Here is a 22,532-nt window from a genome sequence, read left to right on the forward strand (position 1 = left end):
TTGAAGATTCAAACAATGCAGTTTCAACACAAAAATTAATTATAAAATAATATGAAAAAAGTAATCATAATCTTGATCTTAGCACTAGGTTTAATGTCTTTTGAAGTAGAGGTTACTACTTTTTGACCTTGAATCGAATAAATTTCTACAGATTTAACTTCATTTTCGATTTCAATTGAGAAATTATCTGAAGTTGGATTTGGGTAGATAGTTGCTTTTAGGTTATTTGAATTAAAATTTTGATTTGACAACAATGAATTATTTGTGTACAAACTTGTTATTTCTGCTTGGGATAAAACTCGGTTATAGATTTTTAAATCGTCTACAGCTATTTCGTAATTACCTCCGATTGTAAATACTGAGTTGGGAGTATTCCAAGCCGATTTATTTCCAGACGCAACTTCTATTCCGTCTCGATAAATTTTTGCTGTTGTTCCGTCAAATGTTGTAACAATGTGGGCCCAAACATTACCCGAAAATCCTGAACCAACTGCACTCAAATCATTGGCATAACCAAAATTCACTAGATTGTTGGTTTGAACCGAAATGCCATAGCTTTGGTTTGAAGATAGCGCACCATAATAGCAAATTCGTGAATCTGTTGATTGAATAGGTATAATTGCCCAAACAGAAACTGATCTTGCCGCATTGCCAGTTGGCAAATTAGTGATTGAAGCAGTTGAAGTATCGATTATACGCAAAGCTTTTTGAGGAACACCATTTCTATTGGCTACAAAAGTATTGTTTATAGCAACAGAAAAAGGTGTATTTCCTGCAATATTATTTAACGTATTGTCAAATGAATATTCTGCGATAGCTGCCAATGGGTCTGCTTGAGTAAAACTCATAATAGACGAACTTGTGGTTCCAAAACTATTGGTTGCTACTACTTGATAAAAATACGTTGTACCTGCGACCAAACCAGTTAAGCTTGTGGCATGTGAAGAAGCGCTGGTACCTGTTGCATTTCCTCCAATTACTTGTAAGTTTAAATTGGTTGAAGATGTTCCATAGTTTATAACAGATGTTGCTGTTGATGAAACACCATTAGCATTTATAGAATAATTGATTGTTGACGAAGTTGCACTAGTTGGAGAAACATTAGTAACAGAAACAATAGGATTTTGATTTGTTGTTGAGCTTGAGTTGAACAAATTCATAGCTTCTGCATCAGAAACGGCATAATTATAGATTTTCAAATCGTCTAATGCTCCGTCAAAATACTTTTCGCCCATAAATTCGCCAATCGTAAAAATATTGGAAGCTATTGTGGTATTCCAAGACACTGTTGCCGTTCCATAAAGTGCTCCGTTTAGATATACTTTAGAACTAGTACCGTTATATACAAATATAAAATGTTGCCAGTCATGAAAGTCAAAACCTGTTATGGGTTGCGTATGATTGTTTGCATATCCTAAATGCGCTAGCGATGTTACTGGATTACCAGAAAGATTTCCACTCGCTATCAACGACCCACCATTTGCTTTGCTTGTTAAAGCTGTGCCGTAACCATAAAAATGATTGTATCCAATGGTGTTGTAAGTATTGATTTTTGCCCAAACCGATATTGTTCTTGGGCTGTTACCATAAGGTAAGCCTGTAATAGTTGCACTACTTCCTGTGTTGATAATATTAATGGCGCTACCTGCATTTCCGTTTCTGTCAAATCCGAAACTCGTTCCTGAATTTGATGAAAAAGGCGTATTTCCATTTACATTATTATAGGTATTGTTAAAATTGTATTCGGTTATCAGCTGAGGCGTTACAGCAACAGCGGCAGTCGTAAAACTCTGCACTGCACTGTAAACAACACCAAAAGCGTTACTTGCAAGAATATTCCAATAGTAGGTGGTTGCTGGCAACAAAGCAGGTGAATTTTGATTTAAATTCGCACTAAAACCAGCGCCTGCAACTCCCATTGTTAAACTTGGTCCAGAGTTTAAATTTGCCTGTACGGTATTGTATTGTACCCAAGCCGTAGCATCTGCACCACCTCCTGCTAAAGTACAATAAAAGGTGTGGATATATTGGTTGACAGTATTTACTTGTGCCTGCGAAATGTTAGACAACGTTGGTTTTGGAAATTGAGCCTTGGCATTCAATCCAATAAAAAAGATTGCAATAATAAGTAATATTTTTTTCATAAATAAATAGTTTAAATTCAGTGACAAAAGTCTGTAAATGAGAGTGATTAAATTGTAACATTTCATGAAATCGTGCTTTTTTTTCACGAAATGCAGATTTTTGAATCAAAATATATTTTATAACAAAAAAAACCGCAACTTCAAGAGTAAAGTTGCGGTTAACCAATTGTTTAGATTGGAGTTAAAAACTAAAAACTATCATTACTAAAATTAGGGTATAAAGTGTGGTAAGTGTAATTTCAAGACGGTATTTTTCTATTATTTTCATAGTTATTTCACAATTAATTTTTGAGTATTTCTATTATTATTTTCATCTTCAATTTGAACTAGATACATTCCTTTAGGTAAATTGGAAACGTTTATGTTTTTATTTTCAGATGTCAATACTTTTTGACCTTGAAGAGAATAAATTTCAACTGATTTTACTTCGTTTTCCATTTCAATTGTGAAATTATCCGAAGTTGGATTTGGTTGTATTGTTGCTTTAAATTCTCTTGAATCTAGTGTGTTGGTTGCAAGTGAATTATAAGTATATAGATTCATTGCTTCTGCATCTGTAACTGCGTAATTGTAAATTTTTAAATCATCTATTGCTCCGTTAAACGAAATTTCTCCACCAACTCCAATTCCTAATTTGAATATATTAGCGTTGTTTAATGTGTTCCATGTTTTAGCTTGGCTTGATAAAAGCGAACCGTTTCTGTAAATTCTTGAAGTTGTGCCATCGTAAGTCATTACATAGTGATACCAAGTTGCAAGTTGGTGAATAATTGTATTTGTTGATGCATAGGTGTGATTATTTGCATATCCAAAATGTCCAACTTGTTGTGATAATAGACCAACACCATTTGCATTATTAGCTGAGCTTTGACCATAAGAATATACCATTGCAGATTCACCACTTGGGTTCCAAGAATTGATTTTCACCCAAAATGACACACTTCTTGCACTACTTCCATAAGGAAGATTTGGTATAGTTGCAGTTGAACCAGAATCAAAAATATTTAAAGCACCATTTGCGCCACCATTTCTACCAGTAACAAATGAAGTTCCAGTATTTGAACTAAATGGAATATTGCCATTTATGTTATTGTAGGTGTTATTGAAGTTATATTCAGTGATAAGTTGTGGTGTTGGTGGCGAAGCTGTTGTAAAACTTCCTAATATCCTATTTCCTGTTAGAGTAGGAGAATAAGCACCTGCACTGTAATAGTATGTAGTGCTTGGACTTAGTCCAGTAAAATTATAAACGAAAGTAGTTGGAGTGTTTGTAGATGTATTAGAAACAACATTATAAGAAGTAAAAGAAGATGCGTTTAATCCATAATCTAGTACTATTGAACTTTGAATTCCAAATGTATTCACATCAAAATTTATTTGTGCAGAAGATATAGTAATATTTGAAACAATAGCATTTGTTGTACTTGGAGGTGTTCCACTTGTGGTAAAACTTCCAGTCATTGTTACCGCAGCTTGACTAGATGCATTGTAGGCATCAATTGCATAATAGTATAAAGTGTTCGGAGTTAAATTTGTAATATCTTGAAATAAAGCTACAGGTGTATTTCCATTAATTGGGCCATTCTGAAGAAAGCTTCCTGACATTATTGGTGTTGTGTTGTATTGTACAAAAGCATTTGATGTACTGTTTTGTGCGTTCACTGAAAAGTTTATTCTTACTGATGTTGCAGTAATATTGGTAACAGTTACATTTGAGATAATTGGTGCAGCATATAATTGAATGCAAAATGTTGTAATTAATGTAATAAATAATGAATGTAGTTTTGTTTTCATCTCTTTGTTTTTAAAAATTAAGTAACAAAAATCTATCTAATTACTTGTATAATTTTTTGACTTTCACGAAATGATATTTCCTTTTCATGAAACAATTAATTCATTTCATAGAGCAAACTGTAGTTAAAATTTTTATAACGAATCTGTAATCCTTTAGTTTCTTCGTTACTTTGATTAAAATTACTTAACTTTTATAAAATGAACATTCTGATTGTTGAAGATTATCAAGAATTGGCAAATGAATTGACCGATTATCTCTCTAAAAATGGTTACTTATGCAGAGCTGTGACTACTTGTAACGATGCTTTAGAAGAAATTGAGGTGAACGATTATGACGCGATGCTTCTAGATTTGGGCTTGCCTGACGGAAGCGGATTTGATGTTTTAAAAGCCATTAGAAAATTAAAAACCAAAATGGCAGTTATTGTAGTTACTGCGCGTGGCGAACTTGATGATAAAATTAACGGATTGGAACTTGGTGCCGATGATTATCTTACAAAACCATTTGCACTTACAGAACTTGGAGCACGCTTGTTTGCCGTAATAAGAAGGATTCATGGATTTACAGTAAATGAATTAAACGTCCACGGATTTAAAATTCAATTGCAAGATTACAAAGTTTTATTTGACGAAAATTCAATTTCTTTAACCAAAAAAGAATTTGATATTTTTCAATATTTAGCCTTAAATAAAAACCGTGTTATTACTAGATTACAACTCACAGAACATGTTTGGGGTGATGTTCTAGAAGTAAATTCTGATTCTAATTTTATTGATGTTCATGTGCGAAATCTTAGAAAAAAACTTGATAAATTTGCCAATTTGGATTGGTTTGAAACAGTAAGAAATGTTGGATACAGAATTAATATATAAATGAAAATCAAACATCAATTAGCGGTTTTTAATTTGATAACTCGATTGTTAATTATCTTGATTTTGTGGTTTTCACTTCCAATTCTGATAAAGAAAATCGTTTATAAACACATTGATAAAAGTTTGATTGAAAAAAAGGAAAAGTTTATTCAGCACCTAGACAAGCAAGAAATTAACGATTTTATCAGTAGAAACGATTCGACAGAAACCTACGCAAGTTTTTCTACACTTCACAATGAATTTCTACAATTGTATCGGTCTAAAGATGGTTTTATAAACCACAAAAGTACGTTTGTTGATGAAGCTAGAAGTATTGAAGATGAAGTAAACGATTATCGAGTTTTGTATTATAATTTCACCTACGAAAACGCTAGATACATTCTAGAGGTTGGAAATAATATAGGTGAAATTAAAGATTTAACTTTTACCATAAGGTTTTTTACATCAATCTTGTTGCTTATTGTTGTAACGCTAACTTTTATAGCAGACACTTTTTTAATAGAATTTCTACTGAAACCATTTTACAAGATAATCAATACCAAAATAAAATTTGTAAACGAGCCAGAATCATTTAATTATGATAAAGTACATTCGTATTCGTCTGATTTTGATGAACTAGATTCTGGACTTAATCTAATGATGTATCGAATTCAGGAGCTTTTTAAGAAAGAAAAACAATTTATAGCCAATGTTTCACATGAGTTATTAACGCCAATTGCATTATTAAAAAACCGATTTGAGAATTTAATTCAAAATGAATCGTTAGATGATGAAGCCGTTGATAAAATTGCAAGTTCACTTCGAACCTTAGATTTATTAAAAAAAATCATCAATAATTTATTGTTGATTTCTAGAATTGAGAACAATCAGTTTACCAATCACGAATCGGTTGCTATCAAAGAATCGGTTGCTAAAACTCTTGAAGAACTAGAAGATAGAATTCAGCAAAAGAACATTGTGGTTTTAAATGAAATTGTAGAAGATTTCTCTTTTCTTGGAAATAAGATATTGATTCATATTCTAATTTATAATTTAATGCTCAATGCCATAAAATATAATATCGAAAACGGAAAAATTACAATTAAAGATTCTTTCTCTAATGGAAAATATATAATTTCTATTTCCGACTCTGGTCAAGGAATGACAGAAGAGCAGCTAAAAACAATTTTTAATCGATTCGATAGATTTGATTCCAATCAAGATGGCCACGGACTTGGTTTGGCAATAGTAGATAGTATTGCAAAGTTTCATCATTGTGCTATTTCAGTAACTTCACAAAGCACTATTGGATCTACTTTTAGTATTGTGTTTCCATCAAACTTATAAAGAAAAGTAAAAATCGCTTAGTAGCATTAATCTTCATTTTGTCTTCATTTTTGGGTTATACATTTGTCCTATAAAAGTTTAATTATTAATTCAAAATTTTAGAAATCATGAAATCACAGATTCAAGAAAATCAAAAAAACTCACTACTAAGCTTTAGTAAAAAAGTACTGATGTTAGTTGTGCTAATTTTAGGAACAACAGCAATGGTAACCGCTGCAACGCTTCCTGTAAAAAAAGTAGTTGCAAAAGAAGCAGGAATTTCTAAACACAAAAAAGCAAAAGCAGATCGCAAAGCCAAAAAAATGGAAGCGAAAAAAGCGGAAAGTGCGAAAAAATAATTAAGACTATGATTTTGCTAAAATGAAAATGAGTTTAAGTTGTAGAATTTAGCCAAACGATAGTTTTAATTGAAGGAAAGCTGGTAAATTTTTTTATCAGCTTTTTTTATAGTCACAATTAATAAAATGTTAAAATTTGTAGAAAAAACAAAACTTCATTTAATCTTCATTTAGCGGTTTTACATTTGTACTATAAATAATTACAAACACAATTTAATTAATAATAAAAATTTAGAAATCATGAAAAAAGTATTTATGTTGGCTGCATTAGTTTTAGGAACAACTGCAATGGTAAACGCTCAAACAACTCCTGCAAAAGCAGTTGTTACAAAAGAAACAAAACATGTTAAAAAAGCTAAAGTTAAAGCTGAAAAAACAGCAGATGTTGTTGCGCCAGCTAAAGCAGAAGTTGCTAAAAAAAAATAACTAAAAACTAAGAATGTAAATATAGATTTGAGTACCTTTATAACAAGGAAATTTACATTCTAGATTTTAGTTAAAAAGGCTAATAAGAAATTATTAGCCTTTTTTTATTTAAAAGAAAGTTAATGAATGTGAAATATTTTACTATTCTTCGTTAATTTGTTAAAAATTTAATTAATGGCTTTTAGATTACTAATTTTATTTATAGTTGTAGCATTCATAGAGCTTTATGCTTTTCAGGCAGTTAAAACATTTACTAAAGTACGCTGGGTTTTAATATCTTATGTTGTTATTTCTTTGGTGGTTATTGTTTTTATATCGTATCAATTTACAAAATTTGATAGAAGTGTTGGTCAAACTCAAATGACAATGCTCACTTTGGGATTGTTACTATTGGTTTTAATTCCGAAATTAATTTTGACTTTAGTTTTATTTTTTGAAGATGTTTACAGAATTTTTTCTGGTGCAATTTCTAAGATATCGGGTACAGCAACCGATTCGTTTCTTCCAGAAAGAAGAAGATTTGTAAGTCAAATTGCACTTGGAATAGCAGCTATTCCGTTTACTTCCTTGATCTACGGAATGACTTTTGGAAAGTACAATTACAAAGTAATTCGTCAACAGATTTTCTTTCCTAATTTACCTGATGCTTTTGATGGTTTTAAAATCACTCAAATTTCTGATGTGCATAGTGGTAGTTTTGATAATCCAGAAAAAATAAATTATGCAATTGATTTGATTAACGAACAAGAATCGGACATGATATTGTTTACTGGCGACATTGTAAATACGCATGCTAAAGAAATGCTTCCGTGGATTGAAACTTTTAATCGAATAAAAAAGCATGAATTTGGAAAACATTCTGTTCTAGGAAATCACGATTATGGCGAGTATGTAGATTGGAAAACAACACAAGAAAAAGATCAAAATTTTCATGACATAAAAGCACTTTATGGGAAAATTGGATTTAATTTAATGTTAAACGAACATACTTACATTAAAAAAGGAAACGATAAAATTGCTTTAGTTGGTGTGGAAAATTGGGGTGTAAAATTTAAAAAAGCTGGAGATTTGCATAAAGCATCCGAAGGATTAACCAAGGAAGAGTTTAAAATATTAATGAGTCACGATCCTAGCCACTGGGATGCTGAGGTTAATAAACATCCTAAAGATTTTCATTTAATGCTATCTGGACATACACACGGATTGCAATTTGGTATTGAAATTCCTGGTTTTTTCAAATGGAGTCCGGCTCAGTATGTTTATGATCAATGGGCAGGATTATATGAAAACCTTGGTAAATATATTTACGTAAATAGAGGTTTTGGGTTTCATGCATATCCTGGTAGAGTAGGAATTATGCCCGAAATAACAGTAATTGAACTAAAAAAAGGTAAAAGTTTAGTATAATTACTTTAAAATGCTACATTTGTAGTAGAATATTTCTTTTTTAAATAAGAAAATAATTAATATTTTGGTTTTATGTCAAAATTTGGAGAACTTATAAATGCTCAAGTTCCTGTGTTAATTGACTTTTACACAGAGTGGAACGAATCTTCTGTATCAATGCATCCTGTAATTAGAGATGTAGCTGCAGCGCTTGGCGATAGAGCAAAAGTGATAAAAATAGATGTTGATAAGAATCAAGAATTAGCCGAAGCACTTCGTATAAAAGGATTGCCAACATTGATGATTTATAAAGAAGGTCAAATGGTGTGGCGACAATCAGGAGAATTGGATGCTAATACTATAATTGGTTTGGTTCAAGAACAAGTCTAATTCTTTAGGCACTTTTTATAACATCACAAACAAATCCGTTTTTGTTTAAAAATTCTAGAACTCTTGGTAAAGTATATTCCAAGTTGTAGAATGCTTTTTTACTGTCGTGAAAAACGATAATACTCCCTGATTTTACATTTTTCAATACATTTTCCAAACATTTCTCAGGAGTAATTGTTGTGTCAAAATCGTATGAAATGATATCCCACATTATTATCTTATAACCTAATTTTCTTATTGGTTTAGATTGTGATGGCTTAATTTTGCCGTAAGGCGGACGAAACAGATGGCAGTTGGCAGTTTTTAGTTTAGAGATTTCAGCAGTACAAAGTTTTGTGTTTTCAATATAATTAGACGTTTCGGTTTTCCATCCATTTAAATGATTAAAGGTATGGTTTCCTATGGCGTTTCCAGATGCAATTACTTTATTGAAAATTTCAGGGTATTTTTTAATATTATCACCAATGCAAAAGAAAGTTGCTTTGGCCTTGTGCTTTTCTAGTTGCTTTAACGTCCATTCAGTAATTTCAGGAGTTGGTCCATCATCAAAGGTTAGATATACTTTACTTTCGTTATTAGGAATGTCCCAAACATAATTTGAAAATAGTTTTTTAATTATCCAGTGTGTTTTTATCCAATTCATACTTCAAAAATAAATAAAAAAAGTGCCAATAAATAAATCATTGGCACTTAATTAATTTTTTATAAATCATTACTCCATATCTCTTTCAAAACGTGAGAATCTGTTGTTGTATGAGTTAAAGTCGATTTTGCTTTTGGTGTAAAATTCTATATCTCCTTGTTTTTTCATCACTTTCAATAAACTTCTATAGCGTTCAATTGCAGTAATTATATCAGTTGCCATGAAGCTCTGATCGTTAGCTTTAAAACCACTGTAATACTTTAGTTCTTCTTTGTATTTGGTCATTAATTTTTCAATTAATTCTCTAGCTTTTTCTTTTTTACCAATTTCATAGTAACCAGTTGCGAAAGGTTCTAAGGTTAGATAATATCCATAATAATCAATAGGTGTTTTAGATATTGCTAAATCAATTACTTTTTCGGCTTGAGCAGTTTTACCTTCTTTTATCAAGGAGTACATTAATCTAGAAAGATTGGTTCGGTATGAAATAGCATTTCTTCTTGTTTCTGGATCGTGATAGATTTTTGTGCTTTCTCCGTTACCCCAAGTCCATTTCATTGCTAAATTGTACATTTTATCAGTGTCAATTTGTCCCATATCTGGATAATCATCTTCAACAACTGGCGTTTTAATTGGAACTAATTTATAAACCATTCCGTCCAATTGAAGGTAGTCTTTCATCCATAAATAATCATCATCACCAAAACTTCCTGGACTAAAATAGATAGGACGTTTCCAGTTATTGTTGATTAAAATATCAAACATAATAAGGCGATTTTTATATAAAGCACCACCTTTTAAATCAATATCTATGAATGGAACAATAGAGTCGTTCTGCTTAGAATTTACTATTTTACTTGCAATTACTGCATTTTTATCAATTGTGAATCTTACTTTATTAGTAGGAAAAAAATTAAGTCTATGACCACTTTGCATTTCTACCTGGGATAATGTGTCTTCTCTTTTTGCAAAATTGATAAAGTCTTTTAAATTCCATCTGCTTTCAACTTTCTTATTAAAAACAACGGCATCTCTATTGTCGGCAACATATTGTTTGTGCTTAAATGAAATTGGCAAACCTTCAGATTTGTATGTTTTAAGCTTCATCTGATCGATGTACCAATCGGTCATTAATAAACTAGTATTTACAATTTTCACATCGGTTCTATAGCCTTCAATTTCTTGAGCATACCAAAGCGGAAACGTATCGTTATCTCCAATTGTAAATAAAATTCCGTTTTGGTCGCAAGAGTCAAGATAGTTTTTTGCCATTGCAATAGCAGTATATTTTCCAGAACGATCGTGATCATCCCAGTTTTGAGAAGCCATCAAGATTGGTGCTCCCAATAAAGATAAGCCAATGACTACTGGTCCAGCTATTTTTGCGGTTAACTTTTCTTTTAGCATTTCATAAATGGCAAATACTCCAAATCCTATCCAAATTGAAAATACATAGAAGGAACCAACCAATGCATAATCTCGTTCTCTTGGTTCAAATGGTCTTTCGTTTAAATATATTTTTAATGCTAAACCTGTAAATAAAAACAATGCAAGTAGAACGTAGAAACTTTTTAAATCTCTTTGTGCATGATACATCAATCCAATTAATCCTAGAAAGAAAGGAATAAAGAAGTACAAGTTTCGTCCTTTATTATTAGCAACATCCGAAGAAAGATTGTCTTGTGAGCCCAAATGAATTTCATCAATAAATTTAATTCCGCTTAGCCAGTTGCCATCAAGATTATCATACCTTCCTTGGTTGTCATTTTGTCTTCCTACGAAGTTCCATAAAAGGTAACGACCGTACATATATCCAAATTGATATTCTACCATAAAGCTCAAATTGTCCCAAGTAGAAGGTTTTTCAATATTTAGATATTCTCCGTAGGCTTTCAAGAACGATACATAGCCATCATTGTCAATTTTATGAGAAGCGTACGCTTGTCTAAACTCGGCTACAACATCTGTTAATTCTTTTTCTTCAGCATAATCTGGTTTTATAGTAAATTTGGGAACTTCAGTAAAGTTTATATAGCCTTCAATATTGTCTGTGCTCCACATTCTAGGAAGGATAGCTTTGTGCTTGTCGTCGGTATTTTGTTCGGCATTTTTGTAATCATTTACAATTACATATTTGCCAGATTTTGTATCTCTTTCATAGTTGGGCGCTTTGTCTAAATAAGGATTGTTTTCGTCCAAACCTGCAAAAGCATCTGTATATTGTGGTCCGTAAAATAACGGATTTACACCATATTGCTCTCTGTTGTAGTAGGCTAAAACTTCAGCAGCATCTGATGGCTTGTTTTCGTTAATTGGCGTATTTGCATTTGCGCGAATAGGCAACATCATCCAGGTTGAAAATCCTATTAAAACAAATAAAATGCTTAATAAAATGGTATTGTATGTTGGATGACCTTTGTCTCTAGTATATTTTAACCCAAAATAGAAAAAAGCAATAATTAGTAATAATGCAAATATTGTTCCTGAGTTAAATGGTAATCCAAGACTGTTTACCATGAAAATTTCAGTCTTTCCAAAGAAAGCTAGCGTATACGGTAGTAGTAATTTAAAAATAAAAAGTAAAACTGCTACTATGATTATGTTGGCTAAAATAAAATTTTTGACAGTAATTTTTTTATAGTTTTTAAAGAAATATAAAAATCCTATTGATGGAATTGTCAATAATGCCATAAAGTGAATTCCAAAAGAAAGACCAACAACTAAACTAATTAATAAAAGCCATCTGTTTCCTTTTGGTTCGTGCATTTCTTGTTCCCATCTCAGTCCAAGCCATAACAACAATGCAATTAATAATGTTGCCATAGCATAAACTTCTGCTTCAACAGCATTAAACCAAAAACTGTCAGAATAAGTAAACGCTAAAGCGCCAATAAAGGAACTACCTAAAATTACAATGCTATTGTCTCTATTAATTTCTGTATAAGATGAAATAATCTTTTTTAATAAGATTGTAGAAGACCAAAATAAAAATAAAATTGTAAAGGCACTAGAAAAAACAGACATCATGTTAACCATAAAGGCAACAGTCTCTTTACTTGTAGCAAACATTGCAAAGAATGCTCCAAGCATTTGAAATAATGGTGCTCCTGGCGGATGGCCAACCTCTAGTTTAGCAGCTGTGGCAATGTATTCGCCACAATCCCAGAAACTCATTGTAGGCTCAACAGTTAATGTATATGTTATTAAAGCTATAGAAAAAGCAATCCAACCCATTATGTTGTTCCACTTTTTAAAGTTAAATGTTGTCATAGTATGATATGAGGTTAATTTAGGTGCAAAGAAACTATTTTTTTGTTTAATCAAGTAGGTCTTATCGAAAAATTCTAAAAATCATTAATTCTAAAAATCAGAATAATTAATAAATTTGAAATCTATTCATTAACAATCTTGTTTTACAGTGTTTATCAATAATTATTTATTTATTGCGCTGTCATTTAAATTTTAATTAAATTTAGCATGTTTCAAAAATACGTTGTTTTTAATAATAATATTTATATTTGACAAGCTTTAACCTCCGATTAACCTATGTTGTTTTATAAAATCAATAAATATTAAATAGTATTAGTTCAAAACTGTTTAAAGATTAAATAGTTAAGTGATAAAAATGTTTTTTTAATTGATATTTTCAATAAAAATCATGTAAATGCTTGCTTAAAATAAAATTTGTATTAAATTTGCACCCGAATTCAGATGCAAATCAAGCTTTATTAGCTTCATTGTAAATAAATTTAACCAAATAATTGGTCTATGGTGTAATGGTAACACAACTGTTTTTGGTGCAGTCTTTCAAGGTTCGAGTCCTTGTAGACCAACAATAAAAAAGCCTAAAATATTGATTTTTAATATTTTAGGCTTCATTTTTTTAAAAAACTCCCTAATAATCCCCTAAAAATTTATTAATCATTTGTTTATATTAATAGATTATGTTAACAAATGGCTGTTTATTGGAATATTCAGAGCCAAAAACAAGAGAAAGAGACTGTTTTAAGAATTGCTAAATAAGATTTTAATGTGTTGTTGATTCAATAAGGTGGTTATTTTCAACAATGTTGGCTATAAATATAGACAAAGTTCAGTTTCAAAAATCTGATAAACCCCACAATTTCTTCAACTATTGTTGGTGGTAGTTTTTATTTGTATGATTTTTTATATTTTTTAATCATTTTCAAATATGGGTATGTAAAAAAAAAATCATTAAGTTCTAAAACTTTACTTTTTCTTCATTTTTTAGATAAACTCTTATTTTTTTTACTGCCTTTAGAGCTTACTACAAAAATGTGAAGACTTCAAACTGTTAAGCATTTAAACTAATAACTAAAATTGATTAAAACAATTAAAATTCTGTTTAGTAATTTCAAGAAGTAAACATTGCAATTGTTTTACAATAGCTTTTATTAAAATTCAGCACAAGACATCTCGCAAACCCAGTAAAATCAACCATTGCAATTTTATTGCAAAACAATTGCAAAACAATTGCAAAACAATTGCAATGCAATCAATTGAGAGTTTATTTAAGAATTGATTTTGGATTGAAAACATCAATTCAAATAGTAAGAATCTAACATTTACAGGGGTTTCGTGGATTGACAAGGATTGATTTTGGATTGATTTAGGATTGATTTAGGATTGAAAACAGCAATCCATTTAATTAAAGTCTAGTGTTTATAGGCTTTGTGTGGATTGACAAGGATTGATTTTGGATTGATTTAGGATTGACAAGGATTGATTTAGGATTGAAAACAGCAATCCATTTAATTAAAGTCTAGTGTTTATAGGCTTTGTATGGATTGACAAGTATTGATTTTGGATTGATTTAGGATTGAAAACAGCAATCCATTTAATTAAAATCTAGTGTTTATAGGCTTTGTATGGATTGACAAGGATTGACAAGGATTGATTTTGGATTGATTTTGGATTGACAAGGATTGATTTTAGGATTGAAAACAGCAATCCAATTAATTAAAATCTAGTGTTTATAGGCTTTGTATGGATTGACAAGGATTGATTTAGGATTGATAAGGATTGAAAATAATAAAAGAAATGAGTACAAGTACACCGCCAATACTAAATAGCAAAGTTTTCTTATTAGCTTAAAATTTATATTGAAATCTAATAATAACAAAAGTTGTGAGTACCGAAGTTAAGCATTATTATTAATTTTTATAACTCTGCAAAAATAATATACCAATTTTAATACATAATCTTTTACAACTTATAATTTATCGATAACATAACTATTCTAGGCAATATATAAGTAGTTTGTTGACTTATCATATAATCCGAAAAAGAGTAGCTGTTTTTAACTTTGTTGTCTAAAAGATTATTACAAAAAAGCTCAAAACCAAAAGGGCTATTTTTCTTTTGATAACGAATTGATGTGTTTACTATTTCATAGAAATTGGATTGAGAACTATTTGTATTTCTAATACTTTCATATTCGGCTCTATAAGTAAAGAATTTTAGAAAGGTAAATTCTAATTCAGAGTTTAATTCATCTGATTTATAATTAGATTTAGTTATACCTGCTATTTGGCTAAAACCTTTTGTGTAACCAATTGAAAAATCTGCCCATTTTCTATAGGCTGTTTTAAATACTAAACCAATGCTTTGGTTGTTTCTATCGTTTGAAGTAGTTATATTGTTCAAAGTTTGAATATAATTAAACCAACTCAAGTTAGAATTTAATTTCAAATTAAATCGATAGATTTTTTTACTCACAGAACCATTAAATCGGTAAGTTGTTTCTGGATTGTCTGTTATGATTGGAGTAGTATATTGATTGATTCCGCTTATTTCAATTTGATTTCTTACTGTTCTTACTTTCTTATTAAAATTTAGCATTGCATTTAAAACAACACCTCGAAACATATTCATTTTGGAGTAACGCAAATTAGCACTATGAAAACGTTCGTTTTGTAATAGTGCATTTCCTTTGAAAACAGAATTATAATTTTGTAAAGTGTAATTGTTTGCCATTTGACTAGCATCAGAAAAGCTATTTGAAAGTTTATAAGTAAAACTTAATGTTTCTGATTTGTTAAATTCATAATCACTATTAAATTGGGGTTGGAATAATGTTTTAGAAATTGTACTACTTTTTTCTAATTGGATTGTTGACAGATTATACCAATGAAAATAAATACTTGGTTTATTCGTCCATTTACCTATTTTGAATTTATACTCCAATCCGATATAAGCATCATTTAATTGATAATTTATAGTATTTCCAAATCCATTCGATCCAAAATCATTTATAGTTCCATTAGTTAATAATTGTTTTTCGGAAGTGTTGAAAGTACTAGAAACAAAATTGTTTCCAATGTTGGTATAAAGATGATTGAAATTATTGATTATCCAGTAATGTTTAAATAGCGCATCAATACTATTGTTTTTTACCGTTTTAATCTGTGAAATGGTATAATTTGTGTCGGTTTGTAAAGGAATTAATCCCGACAAAAAAGGTTGATTGGTAAGCCACTCATTTTTAGGAGTACTTTTTTCATAAGCTTGATTTACAACAAATGTAGTAGTGTGATGGTTATTATAATAATTGTGCCATTCGATATATTGTTTTAAAGAAACATTATCCGATTTGCTTATAGTTTGAAATAAACTTGAATTAAGATTAGTAACTGAATTAATAACATTGTTTATATCATTAGTACTTGATTGAAATTGTGCATTATAAAAAACCTTGCCATTTTTGCTAGGCGAATAATCTAGTTTTATATTTCCAATTCCTAAAACAGATTGATTACTAATGTTTTGTAATTTGTTTTCAAATGCTATACTTGTATTTTGTAAGTATTCGTTTTTGTTTTCTGTTTGGGAGTTCATTACTACTTTAGAAAATATGCCAAAACCCGAAATTGAAAGTTTAGAAGAAAGGTCGTTACTAAAGTTCAAAGCTCCAAATTGGGATTTATTTTTTACAACATCAGTGTTGTCGTTGGTAAATGAAAATAAATTAGTTAATGATTTTCTACCTGTTAAATAGTTGCTTATTCCGCCTTCAAAACGCATTAAATCTTCAAATGTAAAAGTGCTTTTACCAATGTTATTTATATCTCCAATAAAGCTTAAATTGGTTTTAGGACTATAATAAAATAGTGCTGAATGTGCTAAATAAAAACCTTTATCAGTACCAACTTCTGCACCAGCTTGAACATCACCAAAAACAAACTTTTTTTTGTTTTCTTTTAACTTTACATTCATAGCTAAATCTTCGCTATCTGAAACTTGTTTCATAAAACCAACTTCGTTAAAATGGTCTATTACTTCAATTTTATCAAGGGCATCAGCAGGAATATTTTCTACAGCTAGTTTAGAACCACCGCCAAAAAAAGATTTTCCCTCTACCAGCATTTTGGTTACTTTCTTACCTTGAACGGTTACATTGCCTTTTTTATCTACTTCTACGCCCGGCAGTTTTTCAAGAATTTCTTTCATCTTGCGTTCATTACCATTCGCAAAAGCTTTTATGTCGTATGTTAAAGTATCTTTTTTTATTTCTATTGGTTTGTATTCATACTTAATAACAATTTCTTTTAAAATTTCGCCTGTAGATTTAAGTTTAAAATCATGGGTTGTTATCATTGTGTTAGGCTCAATAATAAGAACCTCTTCATTATAACCAATATAAGAAACTGTTATCTCATATTTTACATTGGTTTCTAAATCAAGCCTATAACGCCCTTTATTATCTGCAATAGCAAATTTTAAAGATGCTTTTTCTTGTAAAGGTTTTGCAATTATATTGGCGGATTCTAGGGGAAGGTCTTTTTCATTATTAACCATACCTATTATAGTATGGTTTTGTGAGAAAGATAAAAAGGATGATAGGAATAGTAAGTAAATAAATTTCATGTAAAAACCTTTTTGCTAAGAATTTCAAATAATTTTTATATTATTAATTAGAAAACAACAAAATTAGGTCATTAATTTTTATAAATAGAATTATATAGTTCTGCTTCTGATACTATGCTTTTTAAAGGCAAGGTTAAATACCTTGACTCCTCTTTGTAATCTGTTTTAATTGCTTTAAAAACAACTAACTTTTGTTCTAATTCTAGTATTAAACCTGGAAGTCCATTATAGCATTGTGTACCAAATGAGCTTTTGATTTCAGGACAAAACCATGCGGTAAGATTGTTAAAGTCTTTGACTGTGTCTCCATCGCCAAAATCCTTGTTTATTGATGTAAATGCTTTGAAACAAGTAAACCCATTAATTCTTTTTGTTTCACTTGTAATAACCCAATCTTTCTTTAAAATTGAAAAACAAGTTCTATTTTTGAATTTTCTAAATCTTGCATTTTTTGCAAAAACTGTATCACAGTTTACTTTACTATAATATTCTTTTCCTAACATTCCAGCTATTTCTAAAATTATTTCATTCTCATCAGGGTTATTTAAGCTGTCTTTCAAAGAAAATTTAGAGACTTTGTCCGAAAAAAATAAATCAAATTTCATTTGTTTCATTTTTGAATCCAAATTTTGAATCAACATGCTATAATAAGATTCATTATTGTCTTTGCTTTTGTTTAATGAAATTGAATATTCTACATGATTTATCTCATTTTGACACCATACCATTTGGTGTAAAAAAATAAATAGATAAAATAGTTTTCTGTATGTTTTATTATTTTTCTTCTTCAAAGTGTTTTTCTAATAATTTATTATATTCTTCTTCCGTTGTAATTTTGTCAGAAGAGGGTTCTTTAATTTTAGGGTCGGTATTAAATACAATTTTTTTTGCGCCAATTACAATATTTCTTTCTTGAAATTCTAAAATTATGCCAGGTAATCCGCCATACCCTTTTGGACCATAAGAATAAGGTATTTTTGGACAGTACCATGCAGTTAATTCTCTTTCAAAATCCCCAACACCATTATTAAATTTTATTTTAGTTGTTGCTTTAAAACATGTGAAATCTTGTATTTTTTTAGATTCGTTATGAAGTTGCCATAAAACAGAAACATCTTTTTTTAAGGTTATTTTTCCAAGAACTAAATCATCAATAACATTTAAAACAGTATTAGTATTTGTTTTTTTATAATAATATCCAAGAACCCCAGAGAATGCAATGCTGAAATTTAAATTTAATCCATCTATACCAGGATTTTTAAAATAAAAATTCATTTCACTTTTGTTAAATTCTAATATGTAATTTATGTATTTAGCATTTTCAGTTGCTTCTTTAAAATATCCACTTAATTCCCCTTTTGATAAGGCTTCATCTTCATTAATGCTTAATGAATACTCTATAAATCCATTAAGCTCTTGGCTTATTAATGTGTTGATTGAGAAGAAAATTATGATAAAAGTATATATATATTTCATGTTTATTTTTTTTGAATTCTACTAGAATAATGTTATAATTATTCTAGTAGAAATTAAAAACTATTATTCAATAGTTAGTTTTTTACATTCTTTAAGAGCCGCATCTGCATAAGATCTAGCTTCTTCCTTAGTAAAACCGTGGTTGACACAGTAAGTATAAATGTTGTCACAAGCGATTTCACATTTTGTCCTGTTTACAACGACTATCTTTTTTTCGATTTGTAAATTTTTAGGATTCTTGGTATTTGCATAAATTGAACATCCTGCAAATAAAAGTATAACAATATTTTTTTTCATAAGTCTTTAAAATTTATAGTTTAACATAAAACACCTCGGTCTAGATACGCATCTTCCGCAGCACCTATACATTTAATATAAGCAGATAAAGCCATACAATTAGCAACTTGTGTAGGAAGTCCAGCTTGTAAAGCATAGAATCTAGTAACACTCCAAACGCCTCCGCAGTCCATGTTTACTTTTTTGTTTTCCTCTTTTGTAACTGAAGTTTCTGATTTTTTAATTTCAATAGTATCATCTTGTTTCTCAGCAATTGTATTAGCCATTGAAGCACTACTAAAAGCTACCAGTGTGATAGCTGTGAAAAATAATTTTTTCATAAAATTAGTGTTTTTAAAATTAATATTTTTTTATTGTACAAAATTGTTTTCTCGAGAAATTTTGTAATTTTAAAGTTAACTTAATTTGTACGAAAAAGAGCATATCAAATATTGATTTTTTTATTCTAAATTTGACCTATAATTTATTATTTTAATCTAAAACATTCAAAATATGACCAGCACAAACAAAAGTATAGGAAAAAGAATAAGAGAAATAAGAAAAGACAAAAATATTTCTATAGAAAAAATGGCTGAAATGTTAAAAGTTTCTTATTCAACTTATCAACGAATTGAAAATGGCGAAACTAATTCTTGGGCTTTGCATCTTGAAGAGATAAGTACTGTTCTTGAAGTATCTATAGAAGATATATTACTTGGCAAGGATAAAAACATTCAAATTGTCAAAGAACAATCAACAGGATATTTGAATAGTGATGTTGTTATTAATAACTTATCAGAAAAAATCATAGAGTTATACGAATCAAGATTAAAAGATAAAGATGCTATGATTGAGCAGTTACAGAAAATGCTTAACAAAGGATAGAAATTTTATTTTACCCAATGAATAAAGGCTAAATACTATTTTTAATAAATCTTTTGTATTAAAATTATGCAGAAAAATAAAAATTAATTTATTTTCTTGAAAATATACCTACATTACCTACACAATTTACATTTTTCTTTATTGACAAGGCTTAATAAGTTTTTTTGAGCTTACATTAACCTACATTTTATAATTTAGCCTACATTGTTATAATTATTTAAAATGTAAGCTAATGTAGGCTTGTGTAGGCTAATAAAATTATTAAAAAATTTCTAAAGGTTTATTATTATTGATTTTATGTAGGTAGTGTAGGTAATGTAGGTGTTTTTTGAATATTTTAGATATGTTACTTAATGACATAAAAAAAGTGCTACAATACAGTAACACTTTTTATAATTTTTAAATAACGCTTAAATCTTTTCTTTTTACTGCATAAACATTGCCTTTGGAATTTCGGATATTAGCAAATTTTAAACTTTTCAAAGCTTTTCCTAAAGCGTTGGAATGTAACGGAACATTATAAGCTAATTCCTGTAAATACTTTTGAATTTCGGTTGCATATAAATATTCCGTTTCTTCTAAATTTTGTGGAATTTCTAAATATTTATTAATTAAATCTTTCTCGGGTGATGAGATTTGAAATTTAGCGTTTCTAATTTCATTGAGTTGCATATCTTCTGATGTAATTGTTTCATCAAAAGAATTATCTTTTGAAAGATAAAATGCTTGTTTCCATAAATTATTTATATCAAACTCTTTTTTATAATCAAAACATATTTTATCTACCACAAAACAAAGCCACCGAACAGAACCAGTTTCATCTTGTAAAAAAGTACTCATATTTGTAGAACCTATAAAACTGCCAACACGTCTAACGATAGTATCTTTTTTATCGTAAGGGAATCTAACTTTAATTTTATCAGCACTAAACAACGATTTTAAGGTGTTTATTTCTTGCTTGGTTAATGATGCTAATTCGTCCAAATTGATTAAAAAATTTTGCGTTAAAAGTATTTTTGCGTCTTTTTCATCTTTTGGCATATTCTCTACAATATAATCCGAGAGAATATCAGGACATAGAAATCGAATCCAAGTTGTTTTACCAATGTTTTGTCCTTTTCCATCGTCAGATAATACAAAAGCATTTTTATTAAAATAGCCGTCAATTATAGCGCATTTAACAGTTCTAACACACCATTTTTTAAAATGATACTCAAACTGTTTTCTATCTTCGTCTTTTGCTAAAGTGATGTATTGAGTATATTGATTTATATAATCTGTTTTAGCATCCCAAAGAGGTAAGTTTTCAAAATAATCTATAAGCGGATTGAATTTAACTACAAAATCACTTTTTAGAATTTTTTCAAGTGTTGAGGCTGGAACTTTGATATTTTTCTTTTGCATTTCAATCCAAAGCGTATTTTCATTGCACGGCAACCACTCATTCAATTCTTTTTTACTTACTTCGATTTCATTTGCAATAATATTGTGTCTAATATTGTAATTTTCATTTAGATAATTTTCAGTAATGTGAATTATTGTTGTAAGTTCTTTTTCTTTTGAAACTTCTACACCATTTTTATTTTTTACTGCTAGGTTAATTATTTCTTGGAAATCTTGAGCGTTGTGTTGTTGAAAATAATCTGTAATATCATATCCTTTTATATTTTTATTTAACGGTAACTGCAATGGTATTATTTTAGGAAATCTTTTTATTAAAGCATTTTTACCATTCTCGCCTGTTTTATCATTGTCATAACAAATGAATAAAGAATTGCAATTGAATTGCAATTGTTCAATTTGTTCCTTTTTTGGATGTGATGCTTCGCTTCCAAAAGTTACTGCACTAAAACCTCTTGAACTTGCTACAATTGTATCTTTTTCTCCAGCGCAGATAATTAAATTTTCTACTTTTTGAGTACCTAATTGCTCAAGTCCAAAAATTCCAGTTGGAAATGGTGGTAAAACATTTTTCTTTATTCCTATTTCAGTTTGATTTGGAATATAAAGTTTAAAATTGCCATTCAATTCTATGGCAAAAGCTACACTTTCTTTTTTAGTGTAAATTGGTTTCTTTTCACTCCAACAATAGCTTGAAATGGAGTGTAATTTATATTTTTCTAATGTACTTTTTTCAACACCTAATTTACTCCAATACAATAAATCTAATTTTGTAAACGCTCTAATTGTTACTATTAATTTTGATGTTGATTTTTCCATTGCAATGGTTTTCTCAATTTCATTGCAATTGTATTGCAATGGCATAGCAATGGTTGTATTGCTAGATTTGACAAGGTTTTCAACTATTTTATACGGTTTTTCAAAAGAATTGCAATTGTATTGCAATGGTAAATTCATTTCCATTGCAATGATTTCTAAAACTTTTTTAAAGTCTGTTTTACAATTAAGATTTTTAAGTTCTGCCACAAATTGAAAAACATCTCCTTGCTTTCCTGTGCTACTGCATTTAAAAGTTCCGTTAAATTTATAAACTTTAAAACTTGGCTTTTTATCGTCTGAAAATGGACTTGAAATATTTCCTTTAGGAAAATCATTAAGTCCTAAAAACTTGGTGTAAATATCATTGCAATTAGTATGCTTCAATATTAAGTCTTTGCTTATTGAATAGGTACTCATAATATAAAATTTTTAAACCATTGCAATGATTTTGAAGTACAATTGCAATGG

The 22,532-nt window shown here is 29.4% G+C and carries 17 protein-coding genes and 1 tRNA gene; 8 read left to right on the forward strand and 10 right to left on the reverse strand.

Annotation, left to right across the window (positions count from 1 at the left end):
- Positions 1-35: 35 nt before the first annotated feature.
- Complete coding sequence (locus ACH2CG_RS11120) at positions 36-2,144, reverse strand: LamG-like jellyroll fold domain-containing protein (protein WP_395065164.1); 2,109 nt, start codon at positions 2,142-2,144, stop codon at positions 36-38.
- A gap of 270 nt (positions 2,145-2,414) precedes the next feature.
- Positions 2,415-3,938: a LamG-like jellyroll fold domain-containing protein gene (locus ACH2CG_RS11125; protein ID WP_395065166.1), complete on the reverse strand. Its 1,524-nt coding sequence runs from the start codon at positions 3,936-3,938 to the stop codon at positions 2,415-2,417.
- A gap of 198 nt (positions 3,939-4,136) precedes the next feature.
- On the opposite strand from ACH2CG_RS11125, the gene ACH2CG_RS11130 reads away from it, so the two are divergent.
- From ACH2CG_RS11130 to ACH2CG_RS11155, 6 genes are all read left to right on the forward strand, one after another.
- The gene (locus tag ACH2CG_RS11130) at positions 4,137-4,811 is read left to right on the forward strand and encodes a response regulator transcription factor (protein ID WP_395065168.1); all 675 of its coding nucleotides are present in this window, start codon (positions 4,137-4,139) and stop codon (positions 4,809-4,811) included.
- Positions 4,812-6,137: a sensor histidine kinase gene (locus tag ACH2CG_RS11135; RefSeq protein WP_395065170.1), complete on the forward strand. Its 1,326-nt coding sequence runs from the start codon at positions 4,812-4,814 to the stop codon at positions 6,135-6,137.
- A gap of 107 nt (positions 6,138-6,244) precedes the next feature.
- Positions 6,245-6,475, forward strand: a complete 231-nt coding sequence (locus tag ACH2CG_RS11140; protein ID WP_395065172.1) for a hypothetical protein — start codon at positions 6,245-6,247, stop codon at positions 6,473-6,475.
- 240 nt (positions 6,476-6,715) lie between these two features.
- Entirely contained in the window at positions 6,716-6,901 is a 186-nt protein-coding gene (locus tag ACH2CG_RS11145) for a hypothetical protein (RefSeq protein WP_395065174.1), read from the forward strand.
- Between the two features lie 174 nt (positions 6,902-7,075).
- Positions 7,076-8,308, forward strand: coding sequence for a metallophosphoesterase (locus ACH2CG_RS11150; RefSeq protein WP_395065176.1), 1,233 nt, complete (start codon positions 7,076-7,078; stop codon positions 8,306-8,308).
- 72 nt (positions 8,309-8,380) lie between these two features.
- The gene (locus ACH2CG_RS11155) at positions 8,381-8,677 is read left to right on the forward strand and encodes a co-chaperone YbbN (RefSeq protein WP_298116634.1); all 297 of its coding nucleotides are present in this window, start codon (positions 8,381-8,383) and stop codon (positions 8,675-8,677) included.
- A gap of 4 nt (positions 8,678-8,681) precedes the next feature.
- Here ACH2CG_RS11155 and ACH2CG_RS11160 read toward each other — a convergent pair whose 3' ends face one another.
- Complete coding sequence (locus ACH2CG_RS11160; protein ID WP_395065178.1) at positions 8,682-9,320, reverse strand: polysaccharide deacetylase family protein; 639 nt, start codon at positions 9,318-9,320, stop codon at positions 8,682-8,684.
- A gap of 69 nt (positions 9,321-9,389) precedes the next feature.
- Positions 9,390-12,590, reverse strand: coding sequence for a DUF2723 domain-containing protein (locus ACH2CG_RS11165; RefSeq protein ID WP_395065180.1), 3,201 nt, complete (start codon positions 12,588-12,590; stop codon positions 9,390-9,392).
- 492 nt (positions 12,591-13,082) lie between these two features.
- On the opposite strand from ACH2CG_RS11165, the gene ACH2CG_RS11170 reads away from it, so the two are divergent.
- A tRNA-Gln gene (locus ACH2CG_RS11170) sits at positions 13,083-13,153 on the forward strand.
- Between the two features lie 1,393 nt (positions 13,154-14,546).
- Here the strand turns inward: ACH2CG_RS11170 and ACH2CG_RS11175 are convergent.
- The 5 genes from ACH2CG_RS11175 to ACH2CG_RS11195 all read right to left on the reverse strand — a co-directional run bounded on the left by ACH2CG_RS11175 (position 14,547) and on the right by ACH2CG_RS11195 (position 19,300).
- Positions 14,547-17,207 (reverse strand): TonB-dependent receptor, encoded by a 2,661-nt coding sequence (locus ACH2CG_RS11175; RefSeq protein ID WP_395065182.1) that lies wholly within the window; start codon positions 17,205-17,207, stop codon positions 14,547-14,549.
- A gap of 71 nt (positions 17,208-17,278) precedes the next feature.
- Positions 17,279-17,998, reverse strand: coding sequence for a GLPGLI family protein (locus tag ACH2CG_RS11180; protein WP_395065184.1), 720 nt, complete (start codon positions 17,996-17,998; stop codon positions 17,279-17,281).
- On the reverse strand, positions 17,982-18,683 hold the full coding sequence (locus ACH2CG_RS11185; RefSeq protein ID WP_395065186.1) for a GLPGLI family protein: 702 nt from the start codon (positions 18,681-18,683) through the stop codon (positions 17,982-17,984). The genes ACH2CG_RS11180 and ACH2CG_RS11185 overlap by 17 nt, the downstream gene beginning before the upstream one ends.
- A gap of 63 nt (positions 18,684-18,746) precedes the next feature.
- Positions 18,747-18,980: a hypothetical protein gene (locus ACH2CG_RS11190; RefSeq protein WP_395065188.1), complete on the reverse strand. Its 234-nt coding sequence runs from the start codon at positions 18,978-18,980 to the stop codon at positions 18,747-18,749.
- Positions 18,981-19,000: 20 nt separating this feature from the next.
- Positions 19,001-19,300: a hypothetical protein gene (locus ACH2CG_RS11195; RefSeq protein ID WP_395065190.1), complete on the reverse strand. Its 300-nt coding sequence runs from the start codon at positions 19,298-19,300 to the stop codon at positions 19,001-19,003.
- Positions 19,301-19,472: 172 nt separating this feature from the next.
- Between ACH2CG_RS11195 and ACH2CG_RS11200 the strand changes: the two genes are divergently transcribed.
- Complete coding sequence (locus tag ACH2CG_RS11200; RefSeq protein ID WP_395065192.1) at positions 19,473-19,844, forward strand: helix-turn-helix domain-containing protein; 372 nt, start codon at positions 19,473-19,475, stop codon at positions 19,842-19,844.
- Between the two features lie 399 nt (positions 19,845-20,243).
- Here ACH2CG_RS11200 and ACH2CG_RS11205 read toward each other — a convergent pair whose 3' ends face one another.
- Positions 20,244-22,481, reverse strand: a complete 2,238-nt coding sequence (locus tag ACH2CG_RS11205) for a VapE domain-containing protein (protein WP_395065194.1) — start codon at positions 22,479-22,481, stop codon at positions 20,244-20,246.
- Positions 22,482-22,532: the final 51 nt, after the last annotated feature.

It is taken from the genome of Flavobacterium sp. (genome assembly GCF_043778725.1).
GTDB lineage: Bacteria > Bacteroidota > Bacteroidia > Flavobacteriales > Flavobacteriaceae > Flavobacterium.